Below are 12,311 nucleotides of genomic sequence, written 5' to 3'. Positions count from 1 at the left end.
CACGGCTCAGCCAGTTCGCGTACCGGATCACGGCTCTCGAGTCCGCAAGCAGGCGCGTCCGTCGAAGTGCGGACTGGTGCGACCCCCGGACAGGGGGTCAGGATGACGCATCAGTTGCACAGAGCAACTGGCAGGTGCTTCACCGACAGAGGAGTCGTCATGAAGAAGTCCATCGCAGCCGCGTTCGCCGCGGTCGCCGTCATCACCGCCGGCGTGTTCGCCGCTTCGCCCGCGTCCGCGTTGCCCGTCAGCACGAAGGTCGTCGGCGGCGAGAAGGCCCCCACCACCTCGTGGGCGGTGCAGCTCGAAGCCTCGGGCGGGAGCATCCCCGCAGGCTACGTCAGCAACTGCACCGGCGAGCAGCTCAACGCCTCGTGGATCCTCACCGCCCGGCACTGCATCGACGGCATCGGTGCGATGAACGTGTACCACTCCAACTCCACCGTCAACCGCGGCGCGGCCGTCGCCGTCGACCGGGTCAGCACCTCGCCGGCGGGTGACATCGCGCTCGTGCACCTGCGGACCGCCTACTCGCTGTCCACCTACGCACCCCTCGACCTCACCGCGATGGCCAAGTCGAGCGGCACCGGCACCATCCAGGGCTACGGCCTGCGCGCCAACGCGACCCAGTCCGACGGCCTCTACCAGGCCACCGTCTCGCTCACCGGCGCGAGCACCGACGCCTTCAACGGTCGTGCCCAGCACCTCACCGGAGTGACCGGCGCCTCGAACCACGGTGACTCGGGCGGCCCACTGCTCGTGAACGGCAAGGTCGTCGCCGTCTGCTCCACCGGCGACAGCGCCGACCCCGGCGCGAACACCAAGGCCGGCTCGAACTACGCCCTGCTGTCGCAGGCCTCGTCCTGGATCCGGACCACGGCCGGCGTCTGAACCACCTGACGGACTGGAGGCGCGGTGTCAGCTGGCACCGCGCCTCCCGTCCGTCCCCACCCGTCTCCAGAACCGGGGTCGCCTGCTCGGCGTCCGTCACCCACCAGCTGAGCGCCCGTGCGGGCGCTGCGACGACAGTGGGGCCATGAGCCAGTACGAGAAGCGCGACCCGAACACCCTCTACCCGGCACCGCCGTACCCGAAGCAGGAGCAGTCGCTGCCGGGCGCCGCGTGGAAGATGGACCCGAAGCCCGACCACGGCGAGGAGAGCTACGTCGGGCTCGGACGGCTGAAGGGGTACCGCGGCATCGTCACCGGTGCCGACTCCGGCATCGGCCGTGCCGCCGCCATCGCCCTGTCGCGCGAAGGCGCGGACCTGGTGCTCTCGTACCTGCCGGACGAGCAGGAGGACGCGGAACAGGTCCGCGACCTGCTCGAGTCCGAAGGCCGTCGCGCCGTGCTGTTCCCCGGGGACATCTCCGACGAGCAGTACTGCACGGACCTGGTGCAGAAGGGGGTCGACGAGTTCGGCGGCCTCGACACCCTGGTCATGGTCGCGGGGCGCATGGAGAGCAACGAGGACATCCTGACGCTCGACACGTCGATGTTCGACTCCACCTTCAAGACCAACATCTACTCGCTGTTCTGGCTGACCAAGGCTGCGGTGCCGCACCTCGAGCCCGGCTCGACCATCGTGACGACCGGTTCGATCCAGGCGTCGACGCCCTCGCCGGACAAGATCGACTACGCCGTGTCGAAGGGCGCGATCAAGCTCTTCACCGAGGCCGTCGCGCAGCAGCTCGCGCCGAAGGGCATCCGTGTGAACTCCGTCGCGCCGGGGCCGGTGTGGACGCCGTTGCAGCCGGGTTCCGACGACGCCGAGACGGTGTCGCACTTCGGCGAGAGCTCGCCGTTCGGCCGCCCCGGGCAGCCCGCCGAGCTCGGCGCCGCCTACGTGCACCTGGTCAGCCCGGAGTCGAGCTACCAGTCCGGTTCGACGATCACGATCGCGGGCGGCACGCCGGCGTTCTGATCTGGCGTTCTGACGTTCTGACGTTCTGCCGTTCTTGCGTTCGAGGAAGGGGACCACGTGTCCGGAGTGACGCACACCGTGCTGGTCGAGTGGGACGGGGAGGACCGGTCGTCCGAGGCATCGGCCCTGTCGCGCGAGCACCTGCCACGGATCGAGGGGGTCGAGTCGGTGCAGTCCGGCACGAGCGTGAGCACGGAGGGACTGGAGGGCGGGTTCCACTGGATGCTCGTCGTCCGGTTCCGCGATCGTGCCGCGCTCGCCGAGTACTTGCCGCACCCGGAGCACCGGCCGGTGGCCGAGTTCATCGGTGCAGCGAGTGCCCGGGTCGTCGTGTTCGACGTCGAGGACGCCGAGCAGCCCGAGGAGCGCCAGGGCATCCGCGTCGGGTGAACCGACCGGGGCCGTGCAGAGCACCAGGTGCTGGTCTCTCTCGGCCTGGCTGCTCAGCGATCGCGGGCAGGATGGGGCGATGGCCAGCGCTGTCCGTCTCATCCGGTCCGACGTCCTGAGCGACGTGGCGCAGTACGCGTACGCGTCCACCGTGCCGGCTGGGACGCGGCTCGTGTTCCTTGCCGGGGCCTGCCCGCTCGCCCCGGACGGGTCGACCGTCGCGGTCGGGGACCACGCGGGCCAGGCCGCCAGGTGCATCGAGACCATGCAGGAGGCGCTGCGTGCGGCAGGTGCCTCCATCGAGGACGTCGTGAGCACCCGGGTGCTCGTGGCGTCCTCGCGGCAGGCTGATCTCGTCACCGCCTGGCAGGTGGTCCGCGATGCCTTCGGCACTCACGACGTGCCGAGCACTCTGCTCGGGGTCACGGTCCTCGGGTACGACGACCAACTGGTCGAGATCGAAGCCGTCGCGGCTGTCGCCGACTGAAGCCGGCGGGGTCACTGCGGACCCGCACCGCACAACCACAGTGACTTCGCCTCACTCCACCAACGACTGCGTCCCCACCACGATCGCCAGCGCCAGCCGCTCCGCGTCCACCGACCCGGGCACGGCCGTGTACGCCAGGATCCGCAGGTCCTCCGGCCCGACGACCAGGGTGTCGCAGTCGAGCGTGATCAGCCCGACGTCCGGGTGGTCGATCACCTTCCGGCGGGCGGTCTCGCCGAGCGCGGTCGCGCCCGAGTCCCACAGCTCGACGAACCGCGGACTCGCCGCCCGCAGGTCCCGCACGAGCTGCTGCAGCTGGCGGTCGAGCGGGTAGCGGGCCGCGGTCATCCGGAGCCCCGCCACCAGGTTCGCCTCGAACGCCGCCTGCTCCTCGGGCGTGTGCACGGCTCGGCTGCCGGATCCGACCAGGTGCCGCCACGCCGTGTTCCGGTCGTTCCCGCGGAGTGCCCCGATCGGCCCCATCAGCGCGTCGTACGGGGCGTTGGCGACGAGCAGGTTCCCCGCGGCGTCGAGCACCGCGACGGGGGTGTCCGCCAGTCGGTCGAGCAGTCGCTGCACGCTCGGTGGGATCCGCGACGGAACCACATCAGCTCCGGGGACCGCGTGCCCGGCGAGCCGGTAGAGCAGCTCGCGGTCGGCATCGGCGACCCGCAGCGCCCGCGCGAGCGCCTCGACCACCTGGGCGGACGGTGAGGTCGCCCGCCCCTGCTCGAGCCGGGTCAGGTAGTCGGCCGAGATCCCCGCGAGCTGCGCCAGTTCCTCGCGCCGCAGCCCGGCTGCGCGTCGACGCGGCCCGACGACCATGCCGGCAGCGTCGGGGGAGACGTGGTCGCGCAGCCGCCGCAGGGTGTGCCCGAAGTCCGTGTCCGCCATGTCCCCAGTCTGCGCGCGTCGAGCGGTCGAGTCCTGGCCCTGACGGTCCTACGACAACCGGGCGACTCCCTGAGGTCGGCGCCGAGCGTGACGCTGGACCCATGACAACGACACTCATCACCGGGGCCACCCGCGGTCTCGGCAAGGAAACCGCCCGCCAGCTCGTCGAGGCGGGCCACACCGTCTGGATCGGCGCCCGCGACGCCGACCAGGGCGCCGCCGTCGCCACCGAGGTCGGCGCCCGCTCCGTCCAGCTCGACGTCCGCGACGACGACTCGGTCGCCGCGGCCTTCGCCCACGTCGACGCGAACGGCGGCCTCGACGTCCTGGTCAACAACGCCGGCATCGCCGTCTGGGGACAGAGCGGCCCCGAGGCACTCGCCGTCTTCGACACGAACGCCGTCGGCACCATCCGCGCGACCGAGGCCGCGCTGCCGCTCCTGCGTCGCTCCGCGAACCCGATCGTGGTGAACCTGTCGAGCGCGCTCGGATCCTTCACCGCCACCCACGACCCGTCGAAGCCGGCGTTCACCGTGCCGGCCGTGGTCTACGGCGCGTCCAAGGCGGCCGTCTCGATGCTGACGGTGCAGTACGCCCGCGTCGTGCCCGAGGTGCACTTCGTCGCGATCGAGCCCGGCTACACGGCCACCGAGTTCGGTGGCATGCCGAACCCGCACGGTCGCCCCGTCGAGGTCAGCGCCGCGACGATCGCGGCCGCCGCGAACGCGGGCCCGGAGGGCCCGACCGGTGTGTTCCTGGAGGACGGCCAGCCGCTCGGGTGGTGACGCCGTGACGGCCAGGAGGCCCGTGGCGGCGCCGCCACGGGCCTCCAGGCCGTCGTCCGGTCGCGTCTACAGCAGCTGGCGCGCGTTGGTGGACGCGAGGTCCAGCAGCTCGTCGCCGCGGCCCGACAGCACCGTGCGGATGGCGTAGAGCGTGAAGCCCTTCGCCTGCTCCAGGGTGACCGCCGGGGGCATGGACAGTTCCTGGCGGTTCGCGCGGACCGACACGAGCGCGGGGCCGTCGTGCGCGAGCGCGGCGGCCATCGCGTCCTCGAAGTCGTCGGACACGTCGACGTGGAACCCCTTGATGCCGATCGCCTCGGCGACGGCGGCGAAGTCCGGGTTCTGCAGCTCGGTGCCGTAGTTCACGAAGCCGGCGGCCTTCATCTCGAGCTCGACGAAGTTGAGCGACGAGTTGTCGAACACGACGATCTTCACCGGGAGCTTGTTCTGCACGATCGTGATGAGCTCACCGAGGAGCATCGTCAGCCCGCCGTCACCGGCAAGAGCGATCACCTGCCGGTCCGGGTACGCCGTCTGCGCACCGATCGCCTGCGGGACGGCGTTCGCCATCGTGCCGTGCACGAACGAGCCGATCAGTCGGCGCTTGCCGTTCATGGTGAGGTAGCGCGAGGCCCAGACGACGGGGGAGCCGACGTCGGGGATGAAGACGGCGTCCTCGGCGGCGAGCCGGTCCAGCACCCGGGTGACGTACTGCGGGTGCAGCGGCTTCTTCCTGCCGGCGGGCACGGCCAGGTCGTCGAGCTTCTCGCGGGTCTTCCGGTAGCGCCCGAGCGAGTCCTCCAGGTGCTTCGTCGGGTGCGAGCCGGTCAGCAGCGGGAGGAGCGCGAGGGCGGTGTCCTTGACGGTGCCGACCAGCCCGATGTCGACGGGGTGCCGCCGGCCGAGCTGCGAGCCACGGATGTCGACCTGCACGTGCTTCGCCTCGGCCGGGAAGAACTGCTGGTACGGGAAGTCCGTGCCGAGCATGAGCACGACGTCTGCGTCCTCCATCGCGCGGTAGCCGGAGGCGAAGCCGAGCAGCCCCGTCATGCCGACGTCGTAGGGGTTGTCGTACTCGATGTGCTCCTTGCCGCGCAGCGCGTGCACGATCGGGGCCTGCAGTCGCTCGGCCAGGGCGACGACCTCGTCGTGGGCGTCCGCGACGCCGGCTCCGGCCAGGATCGTGATCCGGTCGGCACCGTTCAGCAGGTCGGCGGTGCGCTGCAGCTCGGCCTCGCTCGGCACGATGCGCGGGGTGGCCCGCTCGATGCGGGTGGCGCGGTCGTCCTTCGCCTCGGCGAGCAGGACGTCGCCCGGGATCACGAGGACCGCGACGCCGCGCTTCTCGATCGCCTCGCGCATCGCGATCTCGAGCAGGCGGGGCATCTGCACCGGGTCGGCGACGTACTCGACGTAGACGGAGCACTCACGGAACAGCTCCTGCGGGTGGGTCTCCTGGAAGTAGCCGGAGCCGATCTCCGCCGTGGGGATGTGCGCCGCGATCGCCAGCACGGGCACCCGCGAACGGTTCGCGTCGTACAGGCCGTTGATCAGGTGCAGGTTGCCGGGCCCGCAGCTGCCGGCGCAGACGGTCAGGTCACCGGTCAGGGCGGCCTCGGCAGAGGCGGCGAACGCGGCCGCCTCCTCGTGACGGACGTGCTCCCACCGGATCGTGCCGTCCTTGCGCAGGGCGTCGGTGAAGCCGTTCAGGGAGTCCCCGGGCAGACCGTAGACCCGGTGGATGTCGTTGGCCCGGAGGGTGGCGACGATGTTCTCGGCAACGGTTGGCATGTGCCCTGTCTACTCGCGACCGCTGTGCTGAACGCTTTCGGATCATCGTGAGGCCCGCTCGCCCCTGCGTGTCGGGCTTGGGCTGCGACGATGACCGGATGACCGACGACGCGCCGCTCCTCCGTCCCCGCCGACGGGAGCCCGCCGAGTACGGGATCCTGGAGCGCTCGCCGTACCCGCTCGTCTCGGTGGCGATCGCCGTCATCGCGGTCGTCGTCATCACCATCGTCGGGTTCACCCTCGGCACGGTGGACCTCGGGCTGTCGAAGGCCCTCAACGCGCTGCACACCGGGTTCGTCGGGGCGTTCAGCACGGCGGTCTACCACGTGATCAGTCCGGCACCGGCGATCGGGATCACGGTCGTCGTCGTCGCCGTGGTCTGGTGGCGCACGCGAGACCTGCGACCCGCCCTGGCGTTCGGCGGAACCATCGCGATCACGTGGGTGCCGTCCGCGATCGTGAAGGAGATCGTGCACCGCGCCCGGCCCGACGTCGCCGTGCTGCCGCACCCGTTCCCCGTGCAGCCCGACCCCGGGTACCCGAGCGGGCACACCGTCTACATCACGGCGTTCGTCATCGCCCTGATCTGGCTGCTCCGCGAGACCCGGTGGCACCGGCTCGCGCTGACGCTCGGGGTCGTGGCCATCGTGGTCGTGTTCTTCGCGGTGTCGATCGACGCGGTCCACTACCCGACCGACGCTGCCGCCTCGATCCTGTGGGCACTGGCCGTGGCGCCGGGGGTCCGGGTGGTGTGGGTCGACTGGCTCATGCCGCGGGTGCCGTTCCTGCGGCCGGGGCGGGGCTGACGCCGGGCGGTGCCGTTCCGGATCAGCGGAGCGTGCTGGTCCGGCCCCGCGCCGCGAGCAGCGCTACGACGGCCACCACGGCGGCGGCGAGCATCACGATCGCCAGCGGCGCCGCGGTGTCCGAGCCGCCGATGCTGACGAGCGGGGACACGAGCGCCGCGAGCCCGAACTGCAGGGCACCGAGCACGGCCGAGGCGCTGCCAGCGGCCGACGGCACGGCACCGAGAGCGAGTGCCGTGGCGTTGCCGAGCACCAGGCCGAGCGAACCGACCGCGGTGAACAGCGGCACGGCGAGCCAGATGACCGGCGCCCCGGAGACGACGAGCAGCGCGAACGCCACGGTCGACGCGAGCACCAGCACGATGCCGAGCGACAGCACGCCCGTCACCGAACGGGTCGCGGTGAGCTTGGCGGACAGGATGCTGACGCCCATGAGCGCCAGGGCGTTCAGCCCGAAGGCCAGGCCGTAGCCGACCGTGCCGAAGCCGATCATGTCCTGGTACAGGAACGGCGACGCGGAGATGTAGGCCATCATCACGGCGAACGCGAAGCCGAACACCGCGGTGTAGCCGAGGAACGTGCGGGAGCGCAGGGCACGCAGGGCCGAGCCGGAGCCACGGCGTTCCGCACGCAGGGCGTCGCGGTGTTCCTTCAGGTGGGTCTCGCGGATCACGGCGAGGACCGCGATGAGCATGACGACCGACAGGCCGAGCACGATCGAGAGCAGGCCGCGCCAGCCGATCGGGCCGGTGAGCAGGCCGCCGAGCAGCGGTGCGACGACCGGGGCGACCCCGCCGACGATCATCATGAGCGAGAACGCGCGGGCTGCGGACTTGCCGGTCGCCAGGTCGGAGATGACCGCACGGCTGATCACCATGCCGGCCGCGCCGCCGAGGCCCTGCAGCAGGCGGGCCGCGATGAGCACGCCGATGTTCGGCGCGAGCACCGCGGCGATGCTGGCGAGCACGCACACCGCGGCACCGGCGATGAGCGGCGGCACGCGGCCGAACCGGTCGGACAGCGGACCGAACACGAGCTGGCCCGCGGTCACGCCCACCAGGAACGCGGTGAGGGTGAGCTGGACGGCGGTGGCGCTCGCCCCGAGCTCGGTGGTCATCTGCGGGAACGCCGGCAGGTACAGGTCGGTGGCGAAGGGGGCGACGGCACTGAGCAGGCCGAGCACCAGGAGCAGCGCGGTCGTGATGCCCTGCTGCTTGGTCGTGGGTGTCGCGATCGTCGCGCGGATGGTTCCGGTGTCCGTGGTCATGGTTATGAAAGCATAACTCATCGCCGGAGATCGGTACAGTACGGTCATGCACTCCGCCGTGTCCGACCACGTCCTCGCCGAGTTCGCGGACGTCCTGCTCCGGATCGCGCGTGACATCGATCCACACGGCTCCGAGACCCTCGACATCGTGCCGCTGACCGGCACCGAAGCGCTCGTGATGCGCTGGATCAACCGCAATCCCGGCACCTCGCCCAGTGCCACCGCCGAGGCGACCGCCCTGCAGCGCAGCAACCTCAGCGTCGCACTCCGGTCGCTCGTGTCGAAGGGCATGGTCGAGCGGCGCCAGGACCCGGCGGACGCCCGGACCGTGCAGCTGCACTCGACCGCCCTGGCCCAGGAGAGCGTCGACCGGCTCCACCGGCACTGGTCCGGCAAGCTCCGCACGGCCCTCGGCGGCGACGAACGGGGTGCGGTCGAGGCGCTGGAGCTGCTGCAGCGGATCGACGACGGGCTCCGCGCGGGCTAGGCGACGGCGTCCGCGGCGGCGTCGGCGGCAGCAGCTGCGTCGTCGGCAGCGGTGTCGGCATCGTCGGCCGCCTCGTCCTGGATCGGCAGCAGGCGACGCGCTCCGTGCCCCTCGTCGCCCAGGGCATCGCCCGGGTTCACCACCGAGCAGGCCCCGAGCGAGACGCACCCGCAGCCGATGCACTGCGTCATCTCCTGCTGCAGGCGCTCGAGCTCGAGCTGGCGGGCCCGCAGCCGTGCGCGCCACCGTTCGTTCAACCGGTTCCAGTCGCGCAGCGAGGGCATGCGGTCGGCGGGCAGCGCCTCGAACTGCTCGGCGACCTCGCTGAGCGGGATGCCGAGGCGTTTGGCCACCTGGATGATCGCGATCCGCCGTTCGACGTGCCGCGGGTACATCCGCGTGCCGCCGTCGGTGCGCTCCGGGTGGATCAGGCCCTTGCGCTCGTAGAAGTGCAGGGCCGAGGCAGCGACCCCCGTGCGGCGGACGATCTCGCCGATGGGCAGCAGGTCGGTCGGCCGCGGCGCCGGGATCTCGACCGTGGTGGAGATCCTACTGCTGGAACGACTCCCAGAGCAGGAACCCGGTGAACAGCACGAACGGCGTGCAGGCGACCACGTTGAGCCAGCGGTGCTCGACGATCACCGCGGCGAACTCCCGCAGGAACGCACTCGGCACGTAGTAGGCCGCCGTGCGAGCACCGACGACCTGGGCGGGCAGGTCGAGGCGACGGGCCAGGGTCGCGGCCCGCAGCACGTGGTAGTTGTTCGTGACCACGACCATCTGGCCGTCCCGGCCGGCGGCCGTCTGCACGTCCCGCGAGAACCGGAGGTTCTCACGGGTGTTGCGCGACGCGGTTTCCGCGACGACGTCGTCCGGGTCGGCACCGTGCGCCACCAGGTACTCGGCCATCGCGGTGCCCTCGGGGCGGGGTTCGTCGTCGCCCTGTCCGCCGGACGGCACGAGGAGCGGGCGGCGTCCGGCCGCCCGTTCGGCCCGGTAGACGCCGAGCGCCCGGTCGAGCCGGCTCTGCAGCAGGGGCGGGACCTCGCCGTGCACGAGCCCGGAGCCGAGGACCACGATCGTGTCGGGCACGATGCCGTGCCGCGTCCGCCCGTAGACCACGGAGTACAGGGCGAACGCGACCAGCGACAGCGCGAAGTACCCGCAGACGAACACCATCAGCACGGCGATCGCGATCTTCGTGCCGTCCCACAGCGTGAAGCCCTCGCCGCTGCCCGAGACGAGCAGGGCGATGGCGACCGCCGGCAGCACGAACACCGCCACCCCGGCAGCGAGCGACAGCAGGTTGCCGACGCTGCGCCCCTCGGCCCGGAGCATCTGCAGGCCGTTCGCGACCAGGGCGACCCCGAGCACCACGACGGCCAGCGGCACGAGCAGCAGCACCACGGCGACGAGCAGGCTGAACCCGGGGACCACCCTGGTCAGCACGGCCACGACCGTCGCGAGCCCGAACAGCACGGCCGCCGTCAGGAACACCCCGTTGCGGAGCATCCGCGGGTCACGTCGCCGCCCCAGGACGTACAGCACCAGGAACAGCAGGGCGAAGACCGGAGCGGCGCCCAGCCCGAGCACCGTCAACCGACCGCGCGACGGATCAGGTCGGCCACCCGTGCCTCGTCGGCCTCGGAGAACTCGGGGCTGATCGCCCACGACGTCGGCCAGAACGTGCCGTCGTCGAGCGCGGCCGAGTCCTGGAACCCGAGCGTCGCGTAGCGGGCCTTGAACTTCGCGGCGTCCTGGAAGAAGAACACCGCCTTGCCGTCCCGTGCGTAGGCGGGCATGCCGTACCAGAGCTTCGGCGCGAGCTCGGGCGCGACCTCGAGCGCGATGCGGTGGATGCGCTCCGCCAGCCCCCGGTCCGACTGGGACATCTCGGCGATCTTCGCCTCGACCGCAGCCGCGTCGGCCGCTGCCTTCTCGGCCTTGGTGCCCCTCGTGCCGCGGGCGCGCTTGACCTCCGCGGCGTGCTCCTGCATCGCCGCACGCTCCTCGTCGGTGAAGGTGGTCTCGGTCTTCGTCGTCCGTGCCATCGTCGTCTCCTCGTGGTCTCGTGCACCCATCATGGGTCCGCGAAGCGAAGCATGCGAGGCCGGGGCCCGATCGAGTGCCAGGCTCGTCCCATGACCTACATCGCCAGTGACGACCGCTACGACTCGATGACGTACCGCCGGACCGGCCGCTCGGGCCTCGACCTGCCGCTGCTCTCCCTGGGGTACTGGCACAACTTCGGGGACGACATGCCCTTCGAGAACCAGCGTGCCATCAGCCGCCGGGCGTTCGACCTCGGGATCACCCACCACGACCTCGCGAACAACTACGGCCCGCCGTACGGAGCCGCCGAGGTGAACTTCGGCCGCCTGATACGTGAGGACTTCCGGCCCTACCGCGACGAGATGGTCATCTCGACGAAGGCCGGCTGGGACATGTGGCCGGGGCCGTACGGGCAGGGCGGTGGCTCGCGCAAGTACGTGCTCGCCTCGCTCGACCAGTCGCTGCAGCGCACGGGCCTGGACTACGTCGACGTCTTCTACTCGCACCGTCTCGACGCCTCGACCCCGCTCGAGGAGACGATGGGCGCCCTGCACACCGCGGTCCAGCAGGGCAAGGCGCTGTACGTCGGGATCTCGTCGTACGACGCCGAGCGCAGCCGTCAGGCAGCCGAGATCCTCCGCGACCTCGGCACGCCGCTCCTCATCCACCAGCCCTCGTACTCGATGCTCAACCGCTGGATCGAGACCGAGGGGCTGCTCGACGCCGCCGGCGAGCTCGGCTTCGGCGTCATCGGCTTCACCGCGCTGGCACAGGGGCTCCTGACCGGCAAGTACCTGAACGGTGTGCCCGAGGACTCCCGGGCGGCAGCGGGCAAGTCCCTCGACGCGTCGAGCATCACGCCCGAGGTCGTCGAGCACCTCCGTGCCCTGAACGACGTCGCGGCCGCGCGCGGACAGTCCCTCGCGCAGCTCGCCCTCGCCTGGGCGCTCCGCGACGAGCGGGTGACCTCACTCGTGATCGGTGCCTCGCGGGTGTCGCAGCTCGAGGACAACGTCGCCGCGCTGTCGAACACCTCGTTCACCGACGAGGAGCTCCGTGTCATCGACGAGCACTCCGTCGGCATCACGGACGTCGACCTGTGGGCGGGAGCCCGCGCGGGCGAGGTCTCCTGACCCGAGCGCCACGGGGCGCGGCGGCCCGGTCACGACACGTCGCGGGTCGCGTGCCGACCGGTCACGAAGTGTCGGCTGGCCGGCCCGCGCTGGCCGGTCGCGACGCGTCGTGGGTCGCGTGCCGACCGGTCACGAAGTGTCGGCTGGCGGCGCCGCAGGCGACGGTCTGCGACCGCACCGCGGACGGCCGACGGGGTGTCGTGACCGGTGCGGGGTCCTGGGCGCGGCGCGGCGGCCGGGAGGCACGGGGCGCCCCGTCACGCGCCTCCCGTCCGTCGGCCGGTCGCGACGCGTC

Annotated in this window: 14 protein-coding genes; 8 read left to right on the top strand and 6 right to left on the bottom strand. The window is 71.5% G+C overall.

The annotated features are described in order from the left end of the window. The first annotated feature begins 159 nt into the window (after positions 1-159). From DEJ35_RS07900 to DEJ35_RS07880, 4 genes are all read left to right on the top strand, one after another. Positions 160-891: a trypsin-like serine protease gene (locus DEJ35_RS07900; protein WP_111192516.1), complete on the top strand. Its 732-nt coding sequence runs from the start codon at positions 160-162 to the stop codon at positions 889-891. A 145-nt stretch (positions 892-1,036) separates the two neighbouring features. After that, the gene (locus DEJ35_RS07895; protein ID WP_110858568.1) at positions 1,037-1,924 is read left to right on the top strand and encodes an SDR family oxidoreductase; all 888 of its coding nucleotides are present in this window, start codon (positions 1,037-1,039) and stop codon (positions 1,922-1,924) included. A 57-nt stretch (positions 1,925-1,981) separates the two neighbouring features. Further along, a complete protein-coding gene (locus DEJ35_RS07890) occupies positions 1,982-2,314 on the top strand; it encodes a Dabb family protein (RefSeq protein WP_111123817.1) in 333 nt (110 codons plus the stop codon). Between the two features lie 79 nt (positions 2,315-2,393). After that, the gene (locus DEJ35_RS07880; protein WP_110858570.1) at positions 2,394-2,801 is read left to right on the top strand and encodes a RidA family protein; all 408 of its coding nucleotides are present in this window, start codon (positions 2,394-2,396) and stop codon (positions 2,799-2,801) included. A gap of 51 nt (positions 2,802-2,852) precedes the next feature. On the opposite strand, the gene DEJ35_RS07875 is transcribed toward DEJ35_RS07880, so the two are convergent. Beyond that, positions 2,853-3,695 (bottom strand): helix-turn-helix transcriptional regulator, encoded by an 843-nt coding sequence (locus tag DEJ35_RS07875; RefSeq protein WP_110858571.1) that lies wholly within the window; start codon positions 3,693-3,695, stop codon positions 2,853-2,855. Between the two features lie 101 nt (positions 3,696-3,796). Between DEJ35_RS07875 and DEJ35_RS07870 the strand changes: the two genes are divergently transcribed. Continuing rightward, positions 3,797-4,480 (top strand): SDR family NAD(P)-dependent oxidoreductase, encoded by a 684-nt coding sequence (locus DEJ35_RS07870; protein WP_110858572.1) that lies wholly within the window; start codon positions 3,797-3,799, stop codon positions 4,478-4,480. Positions 4,481-4,546: 66 nt separating this feature from the next. Here DEJ35_RS07870 and poxB read toward each other — a convergent pair whose 3' ends face one another. Then, entirely contained in the window at positions 4,547-6,271 is a 1,725-nt protein-coding gene (gene poxB / locus DEJ35_RS07865) for a ubiquinone-dependent pyruvate dehydrogenase (protein ID WP_111192515.1), read from the bottom strand. A gap of 98 nt (positions 6,272-6,369) precedes the next feature. Here poxB and DEJ35_RS07860 point away from each other — a divergent pair, with 98 nt between their 5' ends. Further along, on the top strand, positions 6,370-7,077 hold the full coding sequence (locus tag DEJ35_RS07860; RefSeq protein WP_111123815.1) for a phosphatase PAP2 family protein: 708 nt from the start codon (positions 6,370-6,372) through the stop codon (positions 7,075-7,077). A gap of 22 nt (positions 7,078-7,099) precedes the next feature. Here the strand turns inward: DEJ35_RS07860 and DEJ35_RS07855 are convergent, their stop codons facing one another. Continuing rightward, positions 7,100-8,344: a multidrug effflux MFS transporter gene (locus tag DEJ35_RS07855; RefSeq protein WP_111032645.1), complete on the bottom strand. Its 1,245-nt coding sequence runs from the start codon at positions 8,342-8,344 to the stop codon at positions 7,100-7,102. Between the two features lie 46 nt (positions 8,345-8,390). Between DEJ35_RS07855 and DEJ35_RS07850 the strand changes: the two genes are divergently transcribed. Then, the gene (locus DEJ35_RS07850) at positions 8,391-8,831 is read left to right on the top strand and encodes a MarR family winged helix-turn-helix transcriptional regulator (RefSeq protein WP_258369754.1); all 441 of its coding nucleotides are present in this window, start codon (positions 8,391-8,393) and stop codon (positions 8,829-8,831) included. On the opposite strand, the gene soxR is transcribed toward DEJ35_RS07850, so the two are convergent. The 3 genes from soxR to DEJ35_RS07835 are packed head-to-tail and all read right to left on the bottom strand — an operon-like array spanning position 8,828 to position 10,882. After that, complete coding sequence (gene soxR, locus DEJ35_RS07845; RefSeq protein ID WP_309147147.1) at positions 8,828-9,328, bottom strand: redox-sensitive transcriptional activator SoxR; 501 nt, start codon at positions 9,326-9,328, stop codon at positions 8,828-8,830. The two genes, DEJ35_RS07850 and soxR, sit on opposite strands and share 4 nt — an antisense overlap. 52 nt (positions 9,329-9,380) lie before the next feature. After that, the gene (locus DEJ35_RS07840; protein WP_258376362.1) at positions 9,381-10,424 is read right to left on the bottom strand and encodes a YdcF family protein; all 1,044 of its coding nucleotides are present in this window, start codon (positions 10,422-10,424) and stop codon (positions 9,381-9,383) included. Between the two features lie 2 nt (positions 10,425-10,426). Continuing rightward, the gene (locus DEJ35_RS07835; protein WP_220032909.1) at positions 10,427-10,882 is read right to left on the bottom strand and encodes an iron chaperone; all 456 of its coding nucleotides are present in this window, start codon (positions 10,880-10,882) and stop codon (positions 10,427-10,429) included. A 90-nt stretch (positions 10,883-10,972) separates the two neighbouring features. Between DEJ35_RS07835 and mgrA the strand changes: the two genes are divergently transcribed. Beyond that, a complete protein-coding gene (gene mgrA / locus DEJ35_RS07830; protein ID WP_111123811.1) occupies positions 10,973-12,016 on the top strand; it encodes an L-glyceraldehyde 3-phosphate reductase in 1,044 nt (347 codons plus the stop codon). Positions 12,017-12,311: the final 295 nt, after the last annotated feature.

The sequence above is a fragment of the Curtobacterium sp. MCPF17_051 genome, assembly GCF_003234595.1.
In the GTDB taxonomy this organism is placed as follows: Bacteria; Actinomycetota; Actinomycetes; order Actinomycetales; family Microbacteriaceae; genus Curtobacterium; species Curtobacterium flaccumfaciens.
The sequence above is the reverse complement of the archived record's forward strand: the minus strand, read 5'-3'. Positions and strand labels throughout refer to the sequence as shown.

Bases quoted from the DNA above. Each gene is read 5' to 3' on its own strand.
- DEJ35_RS07900 (WP_111192516.1), top strand. From the start codon at position 160: ATGAAGAAGTCCATCGCAGCCGCGTTCGCCGCGGTCGCCGTCATCACC.
- DEJ35_RS07895 (WP_110858568.1), top strand. From the start codon at position 1,037: ATGAGCCAGTACGAGAAGCGCGACCCGAACACCCTCTACCCGGCACCG.
- DEJ35_RS07880 (WP_110858570.1), top strand. From the start codon at position 2,394: ATGGCCAGCGCTGTCCGTCTCATCCGGTCCGACGTCCTGAGCGACGTG.
- DEJ35_RS07875 (WP_110858571.1), bottom strand. From the start codon at position 3,695: ATGGCGGACACGGACTTCGGGCACACCCTGCGGCGGCTGCGCGACCAC.
- DEJ35_RS07870 (WP_110858572.1), top strand. From the start codon at position 3,797: ATGACAACGACACTCATCACCGGGGCCACCCGCGGTCTCGGCAAGGAA.
- poxB (WP_111192515.1), bottom strand. From the start codon at position 6,271: ATGCCAACCGTTGCCGAGAACATCGTCGCCACCCTCCGGGCCAACGAC.
- DEJ35_RS07860 (WP_111123815.1), top strand. From the start codon at position 6,370: ATGACCGACGACGCGCCGCTCCTCCGTCCCCGCCGACGGGAGCCCGCC.
- DEJ35_RS07855 (WP_111032645.1), bottom strand. From the start codon at position 8,344: ATGACCACGGACACCGGAACCATCCGCGCGACGATCGCGACACCCACG.
- DEJ35_RS07850 (WP_258369754.1), top strand. From the start codon at position 8,391: ATGCACTCCGCCGTGTCCGACCACGTCCTCGCCGAGTTCGCGGACGTC.
- DEJ35_RS07835 (WP_220032909.1), bottom strand. From the start codon at position 10,882: ATGGCACGGACGACGAAGACCGAGACCACCTTCACCGACGAGGAGCGT.
- mgrA (WP_111123811.1), top strand. From the start codon at position 10,973: ATGACCTACATCGCCAGTGACGACCGCTACGACTCGATGACGTACCGC.